The sequence below is a fragment of the Chloroflexus sp. MS-CIW-1 genome (genome assembly GCF_030444705.1).
Taxonomy (GTDB): Bacteria; Chloroflexota; Chloroflexia; order Chloroflexales; family Chloroflexaceae; genus Chloroflexus.
This window is the reverse complement of the sequence record NZ_JAUBWR010000001.1, coordinates 3,179,143-3,193,705: the sequence shown is the minus strand read 5'-3', so window position 1 is coordinate 3,193,705 and position 14,563 is coordinate 3,179,143. Positions and strand designations below refer to the sequence as shown.

Annotated in this window: 13 protein-coding genes and 1 tRNA gene; 7 read left to right on the top strand and 7 right to left on the bottom strand. The window is 54.0% G+C overall.

All coding sequences use genetic code 11. The features are described from left to right. Positions 1–351 precede the first annotated feature (351 nt). The 3 genes from QTO31_RS12665 to serA all read left to right on the top strand — a co-directional run bounded on the left by QTO31_RS12665 (position 352) and on the right by serA (position 3,340). On the top strand, positions 352–1,020 hold the full coding sequence (locus QTO31_RS12665) for a hypothetical protein (RefSeq protein ID WP_031461284.1): 669 nt from the start codon (positions 352–354) through the stop codon (positions 1,018–1,020). 155 nt (positions 1,021–1,175) lie between these two features. After that, positions 1,176–1,766, top strand: a complete 591-nt coding sequence (locus tag QTO31_RS12660) for an SIS domain-containing protein (RefSeq protein ID WP_031461283.1) — start codon at positions 1,176–1,178, stop codon at positions 1,764–1,766. Beyond that, positions 1,763–3,340 carry a phosphoglycerate dehydrogenase gene (gene serA, locus QTO31_RS12655; protein WP_301429354.1) on the top strand — a complete coding sequence of 526 codons (1,578 nt, stop codon included), beginning with the start codon at positions 1,763–1,765 and terminating at the stop codon, positions 3,338–3,340. Before QTO31_RS12660 ends, serA begins: the two co-directional genes overlap by 4 nt. A 129-nt stretch (positions 3,341–3,469) precedes the next feature. On the opposite strand, the gene QTO31_RS12650 is transcribed toward serA, so the two are convergent. The 7 genes from QTO31_RS12650 to dnaN all read right to left on the bottom strand — a co-directional run bounded on the left by QTO31_RS12650 (position 3,470) and on the right by dnaN (position 11,085). Continuing rightward, positions 3,470–4,705, bottom strand: a complete 1,236-nt coding sequence (locus QTO31_RS12650) for a TsoY family (seleno)protein (RefSeq protein WP_301429353.1) — start codon at positions 4,703–4,705, stop codon at positions 3,470–3,472. A 425-nt stretch (positions 4,706–5,130) separates the two neighbouring features. Next, the gene (locus QTO31_RS12645; RefSeq protein ID WP_301429352.1) at positions 5,131–5,718 is read right to left on the bottom strand and encodes a vitamin K epoxide reductase family protein; all 588 of its coding nucleotides are present in this window, start codon (positions 5,716–5,718) and stop codon (positions 5,131–5,133) included. A 54-nt stretch (positions 5,719–5,772) separates the two neighbouring features. After that, positions 5,773–6,162: a hypothetical protein gene (locus QTO31_RS12640; protein WP_301429351.1), complete on the bottom strand. Its 390-nt coding sequence runs from the start codon at positions 6,160–6,162 to the stop codon at positions 5,773–5,775. A gap of 318 nt (positions 6,163–6,480) precedes the next feature. Then, the gene (gene thpR, locus QTO31_RS12635; RefSeq protein WP_031461372.1) at positions 6,481–7,056 is read right to left on the bottom strand and encodes an RNA 2',3'-cyclic phosphodiesterase; all 576 of its coding nucleotides are present in this window, start codon (positions 7,054–7,056) and stop codon (positions 6,481–6,483) included. Between the two features lie 60 nt (positions 7,057–7,116). Further along, positions 7,117–9,153, bottom strand: coding sequence for a TolB family protein (locus QTO31_RS12630; RefSeq protein WP_301429350.1), 2,037 nt, complete (start codon positions 9,151–9,153; stop codon positions 7,117–7,119). Between the two features lie 72 nt (positions 9,154–9,225). After that, complete coding sequence (locus QTO31_RS12625; protein ID WP_031459153.1) at positions 9,226–9,912, bottom strand: LuxR C-terminal-related transcriptional regulator; 687 nt, start codon at positions 9,910–9,912, stop codon at positions 9,226–9,228. 39 nt (positions 9,913–9,951) lie between these two features. Continuing rightward, the gene (dnaN, locus tag QTO31_RS12620; protein ID WP_031459154.1) at positions 9,952–11,085 is read right to left on the bottom strand and encodes a DNA polymerase III subunit beta; all 1,134 of its coding nucleotides are present in this window, start codon (positions 11,083–11,085) and stop codon (positions 9,952–9,954) included. Between the two features lie 400 nt (positions 11,086–11,485). Here dnaN and QTO31_RS12615 point away from each other — a divergent pair, with 400 nt between their 5' ends. The 4 genes from QTO31_RS12615 (at position 11,486) to QTO31_RS12600 (ending at position 14,525) form a co-directional block, all read left to right on the top strand. Next, entirely contained in the window at positions 11,486–12,310 is an 825-nt protein-coding gene (locus QTO31_RS12615) for a 6-carboxytetrahydropterin synthase (protein ID WP_301429346.1), read from the top strand. A gap of 69 nt (positions 12,311–12,379) precedes the next feature. Next, positions 12,380–13,060, top strand: a complete 681-nt coding sequence (folE, locus tag QTO31_RS12610) for a GTP cyclohydrolase I FolE (protein WP_031459156.1) — start codon at positions 12,380–12,382, stop codon at positions 13,058–13,060. 294 nt (positions 13,061–13,354) lie between these two features. Next, the gene (locus tag QTO31_RS12605) at positions 13,355–14,050 is read left to right on the top strand and encodes an SDR family oxidoreductase (protein ID WP_301429345.1); all 696 of its coding nucleotides are present in this window, start codon (positions 13,355–13,357) and stop codon (positions 14,048–14,050) included. A gap of 399 nt (positions 14,051–14,449) precedes the next feature. Then, positions 14,450–14,525: transfer RNA gene (locus tag QTO31_RS12600), tRNA-Thr, on the top strand. Positions 14,526–14,563 lie beyond the last annotated feature (38 nt).

Below are 14,563 nucleotides of genomic sequence, written 5' to 3'. Positions count from 1 at the left end.
TATTCTAAACCAGGCAGCAAAGATCCTCTTGCGCTTCACCCTGCGCCTAAATACAATCATCCTTCACCGGCACCGCCGGTATCTCCATCAGCAGTATACCAGTTTCAATGGCCTTTCAGCGACATGAGCTTTGACGATTTCCTTCAGCATTTCCTTCAGCAGCCAGCTTCGTTCCCCACTTTCCAGGACACACTGGAAGACAATCTCAACTGACGTCTTTGGAGTTTAGGGATCGGTGATGGGACGACCATTCTGATTCAAGCAGTAAACATTGACGTTGCCTCTCGTACCCATATCGTCACCTTTTCACCTGAAGGCCAACGCCTGCTTAAGCTAGGCCAACTTAGAATAATGGGCAATGGGAGACTTCCGGCACTGGTTGATTCAACCGGCAAAATTGTCGAAATGGGGCAGATCAGTAAAGATCTGAGACTGGTTGCCACATCGCTGGTGACACTGGTGGTGAGTGTTGCCCATTTTATTTCGACCGGCGATCTGGTCAAGAGAATTAAGAACATTGACAAGAAAATAGACTGGCTTGTTGCTATGCGCCGGATCGATCAGTTAGCCAAATATGAGCGAATCTTCGTTGCTGCACGTGAACTCTGTATGCGGCCCATTGGCGAGCGCGAACAGATGGAGTTACGTCGGATGCGCTATGAACTGCGCGAGCTACGTGCCATTCTGCGCCGTGAGTGGGAGACGGCGATTAATCAGCTAGAGGTAAAACCATCGTGGTTTGACATGCTTCGTAGTAATAAGCAACAGCGCCTGGAGCAGGAACTGCACAAAATGCTGCCCTACCCCGTTCTGATCGACTTAGGTTGGCGGTTAGAATTGGTTTTGGCGATGGCAAGCAAAACTGAAGTCGAGTTTGCGGCCTCGCTTATTGATGAGCTGAAACAGGTAGCAAAGGTTTTACACCTAATCGAGGAAAAAGGTAAGCCGATCAAGTTGGAATACAGTCTGCTGGAGCCGTATCGATCACTGCTGGCCGCCCTACAACGATCTGGCGCATAGCTATCGTTCATTGCCGGTGTCATAGCGTTATCTGGGCCGGATAAACTCTTCTTCCGCGAAGCCCATCCCACCAGGGCTTCGCGTTTGTTTTCTATCAACATACAACGTAACGCCAGCGCGTATAATAGGCGCGTAATCATCACGATGGAGCGCCTATGGGATTCCAACAACAACTCGCTGAAGCAATTGCCGTGCTAGAGGCCTGTACCACACTCGCGCCGGCAATCGACCAGATCACTGCCTGCACCACCGAGGCACTGCTGGCCGGACACACGCTGTATACCGCCGGAAATGGTGGCAGTGCGGCCGATGCCATGCATTTGGCGGAAGAACTGGTTGGTCGTTACCGGTACAATCGGCGTCCACTGCCTGCTATTTGCCTCAACGCTGATGTCGGAGCACTTACATGCATTGCCAACGACTTTGGTTACGAGGAAATCTTTGCCCGTCAACTTGCCGCTCTGGGCAAGCCTGGTGATGTACTGATTGTTTTCAGCACCAGTGGTCAGTCGCCGAATATCATCAATGCCTTGAGTACGGCGCGGGCCAGAGGCATGATCAACATTGCCTTACTGGGTAAAGATGGTGGCATGGCCCGGAATCTGGCCGATCATGCTCTGATCGTACCGAGTAACAACACTGCACGCATTCAGGAAGTTCACACGCTCATCCTGCACGCGATTTGCGAGCAGGTTGAACAACGTCTCGCCAGTTCACTTGAACCACATGTTGAGAGGGAGGTATGAACCGCATTCTCGTCACCGAAAAGATCGCTGCTGAAGGCCTTGATGTGCTACGCCAGGCCGGTACGGTTGATGTCCGGCTTGATCTCGACAAACCGACACTGTTATCGGTGATCGGTGAATACGATGCACTGGTTGTTCGTTCGGCAACCAAAGTGACTGCTGAAGTTATTGCTGCTGGCGAGCGGTTGCGTGTGATCGGGCGGGCCGGTACCGGCGTCGATAATATTGACGTAGAAGCGGCCACCCGGCGCGGCATTATCGTTGTCAATGCACCGGCCTCGAATAACGTGGCCGTTGCCGAGCTAACGATTGGCTTGCTCCTGTGTCTGGCCCGTCGCATTCCGCAGGCCCATGCCTCAGTGCAGAGTGGGCGCTGGGCGCGCAACGAATTTGTGGGTTGGGAAGTACGTGGCAAGACGCTCGGTCTGGTTGGTTTAGGCCGGATCGGATCAGAGGTGGCACGACGAGCACGGGCAATGGAAATGGAAGTGCTGGCGTATGATCCGGTCGTCTCTTTTGATCGGGCCGAACAGTTGGGTGTGGCGCTGGTGACGCTCGATGAGTTAGTTCAGCGCAGCGATGTTATTTCACTGCATGTACCGCTGATCGAAAGTACACGCAATATGTTCGATCACCATCGGATCATGCAGATGAAACGTGGTGCATACCTGATCAACGCCAGTCGCGGAGGGATTGTTGATGAAGCAGCGCTGGTCGAGGCTCTAAACAGTGGTCATCTTGCCGGTGCTGCCCTCGATGTGTATGCTCAGGAACCACCTCCAGCGGATAGTCCGCTGCTCGGCCATCCGAAGGTTATAACCGTTCCCCACATTGGTGCTTCGACCGCTGAAGCGCAACTGAGCGCCGGTACCGAGATGGCCGAAGGCGTCGTGACCGCGCTTAGCGGTGGCACGCCACGCTACGCGGTTAATGCACCTTTCGTTGCGCCTGAAGCATGGAATATTCTCCAGCCTTACCTCAATCTGGGTCGTCTACTCGGCACACTGGTTATGCAACTGGTACAAGAGCCGGTACGTAGTTACGATCTTGAATTGGGCGGTGAGCTAGCCGACATGGATACACAACCGGTACGGCTGGCTGTGTTACAGGGTTTGCTGGCGGCCAGCAGTGTTGAGCGTATTACTCCGGTGAATGCACCGATTATTGCTCGTGAGCGTGGCGTTCGGATGACCGAACGAGTGACTCCCGAAGCTGAAAATTACGCCGGCCTGATCACGTTACATGTTCAGACCGGTGAACGTACCCGTACATTTAGTGGCACCGTCTTGCGTGGTGAACCGCATATTGTCCAGATGGACGGTTACTTCGTCGATTTTGTGCCGCAGGGGTCTTTGTTGATAACCTATCACCACGACCAACCAGGCATGATCGGTAAGGTCGGCCAGTTGCTCGGCGCGGCAGATGTAAATATTTCGGGAATGTACGTCGGACGACGTGCCCCACGTGAGCGAGCAGTAATGGTGTTGACCCTTGATGAACCTGCTCCACCACACGTGATGGAACAGGTCGCAGCGATCCCCGGTATCCAGGCAGCGTTCAGTGTACAACTGTAAAAGAAAATAATATCAGGTGGGGGCGGGTTATTTTCGCCCCCACGCCGTCGCTTGACACCCATCTCGTTTATTCGGGGGAACGACATCGTTCGGGGGCGGATTGTTTCCACCCCCAATTGAAAATTGATCTTAAGCCACACCTTCGGCTTCGGCCGGTGACTTGACGGGCTGAGCGAGCAACTGACGATCAATTCGGAACATCGTAATAATACCTAACACCTGCACGGCGGCCAGCATTGCTAGTGCAACGAAGTAGATCGGCGAGAACTTCTCGATCAGGCCATTCTGCACCAGCCCAACGTGCAGGAAGAACATCCCGAACACGAATAACCCAACCGCCGGACAAATCAAGCCGTAGGTATTGGGGTTACGGGCCGAACCATTGAGATAGGTGCGGAAGTAGCCCACCCGTTGCAGAACCGACCAACCAAACAGACCGGCTAGCAGTTGCAGGCTAAAGAAGATGGCCGTGATTACGAGGCGGTGTGGTGCGTCAATGTGCAGCTCAAACCCGTTGTGCAGCCCATGGCTGATACGCAACACCGCAATACCGATCAGGGTCAGCAAGGGGATTGGTAGCCACAGACTCGCTCCTGCCTCAGTTGCCAGTCCGCTGGTCAGCATGGCGCGCACACCCAGCACCAGCATAATGAGCGCAATGACCACCGCTGAGGTGATAAAGAAGATTGCACCGAGGATCGAGAGACCAATCGTCAATTTCACGGTGCTCATCGCCGCCGGTGCTGCCAGACCGACGCCGACCATAGCGAAGGCGAAGGCAGCCAGCATTTGTGTCAGGTTGTTGTTACGCGCACAATCGAAATGTCCGTTGCTGATGGCTCGTCCGAAAATATCGGCAAAGGTGCGCAATGCCAGCACTCCCACGGCAAAGAATGCGGCCATCGCAAACGGGAAGAGATATTCAACCACGTTCCAGAGACCAGGCACAAAGACCGCACCGCTCACAAACAACACATTGATAGTCATTGCGAGTGTGAGCGGCAGCGCCATCAATGAAACCGCTCCGTTCGTTTCACGCAACTGCACGTAGGCACTGCTGCGGCGGAAACGAGAAAACTCTTGCAAGTTCCAGATCAGCGATTGGAGATGGCGCAACGCAAAGATCGCAACGCCAGCCAGCGCGACCAGCAAGAGGATTTGCCCGATCAGATCCGATTTTGCCCACAGTGCTGCAATGCTGTCGAAAGTGACGATGGGGGTCTTCGGGTGCGGAACGAGGAAGTTGAGCCAGATGAAGAAGGTAACAGCCATTCCGCCATTACCAAGCGCTGCCAGAAAGTAGGTTGGCGTGTACCGTTCGCCAAGTGTGCGCAATCCCGTAAGACGACCGAACGACAGACTCATGGGCGTGTAACCTCCTTTTGCCAATATTATTTTGACCGTTTGCCCATAAGATGCAAAATCTTAGACGGAGGTTACACCTCAAGTAGCGGCAGAACGCATTAAGTGTACACCGCGCCCGTAGGGGCGGGTTCCCCGCTTGTGAGAGGACGATGGTGGGCTGAACTGAGTGATGTACGTCCTACGCCACGTCAATTGGACGCAGATCGGATCGCCACAGTCAATTTCAATCGTTCCCAGTGCATTGCCCGCATTAACCGTGGCAACGCCATGGATCGTATTGACCCCCTCGCTGGGATCAGCGGCGTCGCCCCCGCCACCATCCGAGGCACGGTGCCGTATGATCAGCGTGATCTGCTACTTCATCCCGACGCGAAGGTACCGCGTGTACGGTATGACCTTCATACATTCGGGTTTTTGATCGAGTTCTACCGTCTTGACGCTGCCAGTGATCGCCGTCCCCGCATTGGCGGTTGTACCACCGGCGCTGTGACCATCCACAATAGCGCGGTCATCGTTATTGCCGAGAGTAAACACCACAGACATGTCGCCCCAATCACAAACGGCTCAAGGAAGGTGAGATACAGCGAGAAAAACGTTCCTCCCACCACCATGATCACTAACGTTTGGCGAGCAAGCCGTATGCTGCCAACACGGTCGATAATCCAGGCGCCGAGGATCGCTAGGTAGCCTATCACACCCAATACGCCAACCGGAATCCCCACAATACGGGCGTAGGGACTCTGGTGTACCAGATTACAATCACCAATAGGACCACATACCGCACTCTGCTGACGTGTTTCGATGAAGGCCAGGTAACCGGCTAACACCAGACCAACGACAGCGAGAATTGGAATGAAGCGAACGCTGGTTACTGGTAAGGTCTGGTCAAACGGCCAGCGTAGACGACGGATTGCGATAAAGGTAACAATGACCATACCGGTCAGCACGAACAGAGCGACCGTATTCGCCAGCGGATCGCGACTAAACGGTGCTGTAGCGGGTTGCGTTGGCACTGTTGCATGATCGTCGAACGATGCAGTCAGTGCCTCTAAACCAGGAATAGCTGGCTACCCGTTCCCACCGGCTGCGAGTGTATCCTCGACTAAAGTGGGTAAGTACCTGGGGATTTCTACGCTGCCAACCAGATGGGTTTGACCGAAGAAGAGGGCTGGCACACCCTGACGATGAGCGGGTACCTGAAACACCTTCATTGCCGTTTCGTACAGGGCTAATCCGTCGGGCGTTGAAACATCGATGGTCAAGATTTGCAGCCGATCTGCGTAGCGTGTCTGTAATGGGGGCAATACCTCGGTTAGAACGACATGACAATGTGGGCATGTCGGTGAATAAAACAGAACGGCGTGTGCTATCGCATCTTGGGCGCGTACTGGTACGAGCAGGATTCCGAATAGCAATGCTAGACCAATGAGCGTCAAGCATAGGCGTTGCAGAGTCATAACAACCTCACTTTCGTTGACCTCTCATCCATCGTATCGGCTGTAATGACCGCTGCGTAGCGCAAAATCACTACCGATCAGCAAGAATTGCACAACCTAGAGCTTATCCGAGTACTCGTCGTCATGTCACAACGGATGAATCTGGGCGATAATCAGCGTGATACCGATGGAGCTGCATGGTTGGGCAAGACGACGCCTTCTCCCTACGAGTGAAGCTTAACAGGCGGATGCAGCGTCGCTGCGCTCCGCTTGTACTCGATATTGCTGAAGGGGCGGTTCACGAACCGCTCCTCCTTCGCGGATATTTGGGATAGGCTCTCACCCAAGCGCTGTATAGATTGCGCCGCGAGCTGTCAGTTGACTGCGGAACAGGATTGGTCGCTCAGTCTGCCATTCGAGAGAGTTCGGTTTCATCGTTACCAGAGTTGCCCGCAACGAGCGAAGCTCAGTCGGTGTTGCGTTCGTGCGAGCACGGGCGAGGGTGATATGCGGCGTAAAGGGGCGTGGATCCACGGCTAACCCTATCGACTCGATGACTCGACCGACGGTCCGGTGTAAGGATGCCAATCCATCCAGGTCACCATCAAGGCCGGCCCAGACAACGCGCAACGAGCCGTTCGTTGGAAAACAACCCACCTGATTGAGGCGCAAGCGTAATGGCGACACCGTGATCGCATGCAGACCGGCCAGGAGTGGAGCGACAAACCGTTCTGGAGTTTCACCGAGAAAATGGAGGGTTAAATGCATGCCTGCCGGATCACTCCAGCGCACTGCCCGATTGTGAGCATGTAAGCGCCTTTGAATATTATGCAATTCTTGACGCACAATTTGCGGTAGATCGAGCGCGATAAATAGTCGCAGCGTTGGCTCAGTAGCAAGCGAGGGTTGGTTCATACAGCAATATTCCATTCTTACCCGTATTGCCGATACACACCATCGTTGCGCGCTTCCACTTCATCGCAGCTCACGCACGCCACGTACCAGATCAAGCAATATCTGCCGATTCCCACCTTTTAGATCCCAAACCCACAGCGCCGTTGAGGAACGCTGGTTCTGCGTCTCAGGTCCACGTGGGCCAGGATCGGCACCGGCCACTGCGGCGTAGAACAATTGCTGGTTGCGCACAATTGTCGATCCGATTCCACCCAGGCTCTGGCCGGTTGCCAGCAATTCGCTGCGCTGGAGACCGCGCCAGCGGTAGAGCTGATAATCCTGTACCAGATCACTGGCGCATAGTGTAGTGAGGTATAGCAAGCGTCCTTCCGCATCCCATCCTAACGGACGGCTCCAGAAAGGCCCTTCGCGTATCGGTTGGGGCGGTACTACTTCTGGTGTTGCCGTCGGTAGTGCAGTCGCAGTAGGCGTTGCTGTCGGCAGTTGCGGGGTAACGGTACCGGTTGGTGTCACGGTCGGCGTTGGTGTCGGTGTCGCCGTTGGACGTGCAGTAGGTGTTGGTGTAGGCGGCGGTAACACAACGCGCTGGGTGCCGATCCGCTCAACGAGCTGACCGGCGCTATCGAGGATTAATAGATCGGCGCCGGGATCATCGGCGCGCAAGGCTTCTACTGCCGCATACTCACCACCAGGACTGGCCAGCAATGTTCCAAACCCTCGATACCGCACGACTAATCGCTCATCGGTCAGAAGCGTGGCTCCCACATCGAGTACCTTACCGTCAGATAACCGCAAGAAAAGCGAACTTCGCCCATCTGGGGCTTCTGCACGGTACAACAAGCGGTTCCCACTTAACCACTGTGGCGCAAAGCGACTCCATTCATCGAGCACCGTCTCGAGCCGGGTTGGTTCACCGCCACTTACCGGAACCGTATAAATCATCCACTGCGTTGGCAGCGCACCGGTTTCATCAACTGCAAACGCAATCGTTGCCCCATCAGGACTGAAAACCGGATCGGCGCAACTTACCCCTACCTGGGCCAATGGTTGTGCTTCGCCGCCGGCGAGCGGTAGCAACCAGAGCGTCGAGGGCACAGCCAGCGCTGCATCGGACGGATCGAGACCTGCTTCAGATCGACAGAATGCCAGATAATCACCATTTGGACTGACCGCGAGGTGGGTTTCGGTTTCAGCCGAATCGGTCAGATTAACGGCCCCCGCCAGGCGGCGCGTCATCCCCTCACCAACCACTGTCGTATTGGCATCGAGTTTCCAGACATCACCATCGAACAAAAAGAACATTGGTTCTATATTTGCCGGAGAGCTGCCGGACGGCACTCGCAACGTATCACTCGCCACGCCGAACGTTGATGTGCGTGCTACGGCAATCGACAGGCGATTATCGGTCAATGTAACCCTGAACGGAACCGGTTCGGCAAGCGGGATTAAGATCGTTGCCCCTACGTCTGCCTGCGCATCGGTCAGTACAATCGCCTGTGAGATGGTACGGGTTGTGGTAAATGTAAGTGTCTGGGCTGGTAACGAAGCGGTAAACCGATCGTCACGCAACCAGCCGGACAGGTCAATGCGCACTACATACGGTGTCGTGAGTGTAGTTGAAGTCGATACTATTTGGACATCAGCCAGCGTTAGACAGCTCACCGTTGCGCTCAGTGGCGCCGAACCGGGGCTTAATTCAAAGAACAAATCAAGTTGCTCGAATGCCGGATTTCCCACTGTCCGCAGCTCTTGCAGGGAGGCTGAAAAGCGACCGGTCGGCGCACCGACAGTTTGGGTACAGTAGCTAAACCCGGCCAGAGCCGGATTCGGTGTCGGCGTAGGAGGTAAGGGAGTAGCCGTTGCCGTCGCAGTCGCGGTGGCAGTTGGCGATGGCCCAAACGTTGGCGTTGCTGTTGCGGTCGCTGTCGCCGTTGCAGTAGCCGTCGCTGTTGGGGTTGCCGATGGTGTACCGGCGATAATCGTCTGAATATTCGCGATCTGCTCGTCTTCACCAACTGGAACGAACGTACATCCTGCCAGCAAGACGCCCAAGAGAATCACGCTCAAAAAAGCACGTTCAAAACGGAAACGCCTCACAAACGTCTCCTCGTGCTCCACCCGACTAGTAACCGGATGGAGCGCTGAACCGATCCGGCAAGAGATGTTTCATCATTCATTTGGCAGCATAACTTTGATCCAACCCCGTCGAAGTGCATAGACAACCGCCTGCGTGCGATCGTTCACTGCCAGTTTCCGCAAAATCGACGAGATGTGGTTTTTGACCGTCTGATTGCTGATGTCCAATCGAGCGGCTATCTCGCGATTCGTGCACCCGCTTGCCACCAGCTCGAGTACTTCAAGTTCACGTGTCGATAATGGCGAAAAGACGGCCTGGATTTCATCATCACCAACCATCTGCCGAAATGCTTCCAACACGGTTGCCGCCACTTCCGGCGAAGAGAGCACCAGATCGTTGATCGGATACTCTCCGCGCCGTACTTGCTGTAGCGTCTCAAGCAGATCGACAAACTCCACGTTTGGTGGTACGCACGCCGAAACGCCGGCCCGAATCGCTTTTACCACTGATGCACCATCATTCACCGGGCCAAACAATACTACTGCGACATGAGGATGACTACGCTTAATCACCCGTGCTACTTCAAGCCCATTCACACCTGGCAGATCAATATCCATCAGTACCAGATCAGGGTCAGCCTGATCGACCAACTGGATCGCTTGCTGACCGTTGCTGGCTTCGCCAACCACCGTGAATTCGGGTCTTGCTGATAGCGAAAGGCGCAAACCATCTCGGAACAACGAGACTGCATGCACAATAATCAGCGTAGTCACACTCACAGTCCACTCCTGATACAGGTATACCGCGATACCGTTACCTTACCGCATACTCATCGGCATGACGATATGGATGTAGCCATCGTGACCAACCGGTTTGAATACCGCCGGACTCTGCGCACTTTGCATTTCAAAAGCAATCTGATTCGAGCGTACCGCAGCAATTGCATCGGCCAGAAATTTGACGTTCAGCGCAATTGCGCCACCTTCACCGGTGACACTCCCATCGAGTTCGCTGGTATTATCGCCCAATTCAGCGGCATTCGCGCTAAGCACTACTCGTCCTGGCCCCACCTCATTACTTGGCTCGATCTTCAGCTTAACAACGTTCTGGCTACTACTGGCGAAGAAGGATGCCAGCTTAACCGCTTTTGCCAACTCACCACTGTCGAGTACCATTCGGGTCAGATACTGCTGAGGAATAATCCGCTCGAAATCTGGGAACCTTCCTTCAATTAAACGGGAGACAACCTCAACATTTTCTGTATGGAAGAGGACGTGGCTACCGCCCGGTGTGTAGACCATTGCCACGTCTGCGTCTGTGTCCCCGATAATACGGGCCAACTCGTTCAACGTGCGCGCTGGAATCAGACAATCGACCGCATGTGACGCCGGGGCGGCCAACTGTATGGTTCGCATTGCCAACCGAAATCCATCGGCTGCAACCAGAGTCAACGTTTGATCACGGGTACGCACGAGCACACCGGTCAAAATCGGACGCGATTCGTCGGAAGCAGCAGCAAAAGCGACCTGCTCAATCGCCTCGCGCCATAGCTCTGCGGATAACGATACTAATGGTGCACGTGAGCTAACCGTCGGCAGGGTCGGAAACTCGTCGGCATCAACCCCTTTAATGTTACTTACAAACCGACCACACTCGACGCGCAAGGTTTGCGTTTTCTGATCAAGACTTAACGAGACAGCTTCGTTGGGCAGACCGCCGACTACATCGGTCAGTAGTTTAGCCGGGACGGCAACTGCGCCATCACGGGTAACCTGAGCATGAATCCATCGATTGATCCCTACTTCCAGGTTGGTAGCAGTCAATTTCAGCCGGCCTTCATCTGTGGCGAGCAGGACATTCGCCAACACCGGCAATGTGCTCTTAGTGGCAACGGCATGGCCTACTGCGGCGAGACCACGCTTCAAATCTTCCTGCATACATACGAGCTTCATCGTCGCTCCTCAAAGAGACAACCTCAATCGCGGCATACCAATGCCGCACCTGATCCGGGTGAAGCGCATTATAGCATATCGCGCCAGGCAGTGACAGCAACGGCAGCGATCCTTAGCAGTGTTCACCGTCCTGCACCTGGTCGTTTGTGATGACGAGGGGCAAGCAGGCAGAGCGGGTTATCAACGCGCCTTTCGCCCCCTTCCGCGCTCTTTTCCTGGTCAGTCGTAGAGATAGTTTCCCATTTTTCTGCGGCTCACAGAACAGGCCCGTGCAGATAATGTGCATTTTATTAACAAAGACCTTGACTTTTGGCAAAGGTGTGGTACCGTTCATAAGGGAAGAGTTTTTAAACTGAGATAATTGATAACGCGATGGTTAACAGAAAGAAAGGATTAGGTTGTGGTTGTCGCTACTCGTCGCTTTGAATTTTCGGCTGCTCATCGCTACTGGCGAGATGATTGGAGCGCCGAAGAAAACGAGCGTGTCTTTGGGCCGTACACTAGCCCGTATGGTCACGGGCACAATTATACACTCGATGTCAGTATTACCGGTGAACTAGATGAACGCACCGGGATGGTTATGAATATGACCGAATTGAAGGCGATTGTCAACGACGTCCTTGAGGAGTTTGATCATAAACACCTCAATTTTGACACGCCTTACTTTCGGGATCAGATACCAACGACCGAAAATCTGGTGCGGGTGCTCTGGCGACTGATCGCAGCGCGTTTGCCAGCTCATGCTCGCCTGGTACATTTACGTCTCTACGAGCAGCCCGATTTGTGGGCCGATTATGACGGCACAGGTGAGACACAATTTAGCCGTTTGTATACCTTCGCGTCAGCACATCGCCTCCACGCACCCACACTCAGCGATGACGAAAACCGCCTTATTTACGGTAAGTGTAACAATCCCAACGGCCATGGCCACAACTATACCCTGGAGGTGACAGTGCAAGGGCCGATTGATCCGGCAACCGGCATGCTGGTTGATCTCGAATGGCTTGACCGAACCGTCCATTCGGTGATCGATCAACTGCACCTGCGTCATCTTGATCGTGAAATTTCGGCCTTTGCTGACCGGCCATCAACTGCCGAAAATATTATTGTCTATCTCTGGAACGAGCTGGCGCCTTTGCTTGAAGGTCGTCTTGCCCTTCTCCGCTTGTGGGAAACGCGCAAGAATATCTTTAGCTATGCTGGGCCGTCTCCTGTTCAAGCCTGATTTCAAGTGGTCTTTCGCCCGCTCATGCGCACATTGCGCAGTTCGTATGTGTAATGGAGAGTATCTGGTATGTCTAGCAACGGTAACGGTTATCATCCCACCCCTGATATTGATGAGGAACACTACGAAAGTCTGATCGTTCCTGGTCGTGGTAAACTGGAGGGAATGTCATTTGCTTCCGATCCCCGCATCGAAGAGGCAGTCCGTACTATTCTTACGGCCATCGGCGAGGTGCCGGATCGTGAGGGGTTACAGAAGACTCCTTCGCGGGTTGCCAAAATGTACGCTGAGCTAACAGCCGGTTATCATATTGATCCCCAGGCGTTGATCAACGGCGCCATCTTCAGTGTAGCTTATGATGAGATGGTGTTGGTCACCAACATTGACTATTATAGTCTCTGCGAGCACCACATGTTGCCATTCTTTGGTCAGGTCCATGTGGCCTACATTCCAAACGGCAAGGTTGTCGGTCTAAGCAAGATTCCGCGTATCGTCGAGATGTTTGCCCGACGTCTACAAGTTCAGGAACGGATGACAGTACAGATCGCTGACTTTATCAATGAGGCACTAGAACCTGCTGGCGTCGCTGTGGTTGCCGAAGGCGTTCATATGTGCGGAGTGATGCGCGGGGTGAAAAAAGCGAATGCTCGTATGGTGACCTCGGCGATGCGTGGTGTGTTCCGCGAAGACTCGAAGACGCGGGCTGAATTTATGGCGCACATCAACCGCTCTAGTAATCGGCAGGATTAAAACGTGTGCGTAAAGCGATCTATGGGTAGGCGAAGGCTCTGCCTTCATCTACCCGAGAAATTTGCGCTGAAAGATTTTGTGAACTATCCCCGTTCGCCTGAGAGTCGTTTTACCGATACGTGCGTTAAGTTAATAGGAATAAGTGGACTTCGCTTTTAGGTGTTGTCTGTCTGCCCCTTCTCGGTCAGCACAAAGGAATCCTTTTCAAGCGTATGTTTGAAGCTTACTCCCACTGCTATGCGTGAGTCCTATATTCGGATAGGCTCTTATTCCGTAAACGCAAAGGATGATCGTATGCGTTCGATTCTGATAACCGGTGCCTCACGCGGTATTGGCGCTGCTACCGCTTTAGCTTTGGCCAGACCTGGTACCCGATTGACCTTGGCTGCCCGCAATCGGGCGGCCCTCGAAACGATCGCCGATCAGGCAATTACTGCTGGCGCCGATTGTGTAGTGGTTCCATGCGATGTAACCGATCCAGATCAAGTTTCCAAAACCGTTGCTCAGGCTGCCGAAACGGGACATCTCGATGTCGTTGTGCATAGCGTAGGTGGTGCGCTGGTTGCGCCACTGTCGGCGATCAACATTGATGAATGGGAGTCCCATCTACGGACCCAGCTCACCGGTCTCTTCCTGGTGGCCCAGGCGGCGAGTGCTCGGATGGATCAAGGCGGGTTGATTATTAACATCGCCTCAGTGGCTGCCAGACAGGCATTTCCCGGTTGGTCGGCCTACGTAGCTGCCAAACACGGTGCGCTAGGCTTTGCGGCTGCCATCCGTGAAGAACTGCGACCACGTGGTATTCGAGTGTGTTCGATTTTGCCTGCGGCTACTGACACCGCAATCTGGGATACCATTCCCGGCAATTGGTCACGTAGCAACATGTTGCAACCAACCGATGTTGCAGCGGTCATTGCAGCTATCGTTGCTTTGCCACCTTATGTAACGGTCGAAGATTTGACTATCGGTCATGTCGCAGGTCGGTTGTGAAACGTTAGCGGTGTTCAACGCTTTCAGTCTCTGTACTGCCACGTATGTTTCCTCCCTTATCTTCTTCTCCTTGCCCTCTTTCTCTCCCCTTGGGAGAGGGGAAGGGAGTAGGTCGTCGTACAGGAATCCGTTCCTCTCACTCCTCCTATTTGTCCATCACCGTATTACGGAGGCATCGAGGATGTCCCGTTGCACGCCACACAATATGAACCAGCGGTCCGTCCTTCCAACACCTGCATGAGACATGGGTATGCAGAGGCGCTAGATGGCGTTCATTGTCTGTGGCAGGCCGGTCGTTCACCGTTATGGCGTCTTCAACTGAAATCTCTAAAAACCCTATGAAACCTGTCAATTGCTTGACAAACCACTGCTCTTCGACTAGAATCGTGATGGCGATGTGCCAATGTAGCTCAGTCGGTAGAGCAGCTGTTTCGTAAACAGCCGGTCGCCGGTTCGAGTCCGGCCATTGGCTCCATCTATCTAACATAGTGTAGGGACCCATGGTGATGCTTG

Excerpts from the sequence above, each read along its gene's own strand:
- QTO31_RS12665 (WP_031461284.1), top strand. The coding sequence starts at position 352 with ATGGGCAATGGGAGACTTCCGGCACTGGTTGATTCAACCGGCAAAATT.
- QTO31_RS12660 (WP_031461283.1), top strand. The coding sequence starts at position 1,176 with ATGGGATTCCAACAACAACTCGCTGAAGCAATTGCCGTGCTAGAGGCC.
- serA (WP_301429354.1), top strand. The coding sequence starts at position 1,763 with ATGAACCGCATTCTCGTCACCGAAAAGATCGCTGCTGAAGGCCTTGAT.
- QTO31_RS12650 (WP_301429353.1), bottom strand. The coding sequence starts at position 4,705 with ATGAGTCTGTCGTTCGGTCGTCTTACGGGATTGCGCACACTTGGCGAA.
- QTO31_RS12640 (WP_301429351.1), bottom strand. The coding sequence starts at position 6,162 with ATGACTCTGCAACGCCTATGCTTGACGCTCATTGGTCTAGCATTGCTA.
- thpR (WP_031461372.1), bottom strand. The coding sequence starts at position 7,056 with ATGAACCAACCCTCGCTTGCTACTGAGCCAACGCTGCGACTATTTATC.
- dnaN (WP_031459154.1), bottom strand. The coding sequence starts at position 11,085 with ATGAAGCTCGTATGTATGCAGGAAGATTTGAAGCGTGGTCTCGCCGCA.
- folE (WP_031459156.1), top strand. The coding sequence starts at position 12,380 with ATGTCTAGCAACGGTAACGGTTATCATCCCACCCCTGATATTGATGAG.
- QTO31_RS12605 (WP_301429345.1), top strand. The coding sequence starts at position 13,355 with ATGCGTTCGATTCTGATAACCGGTGCCTCACGCGGTATTGGCGCTGCT.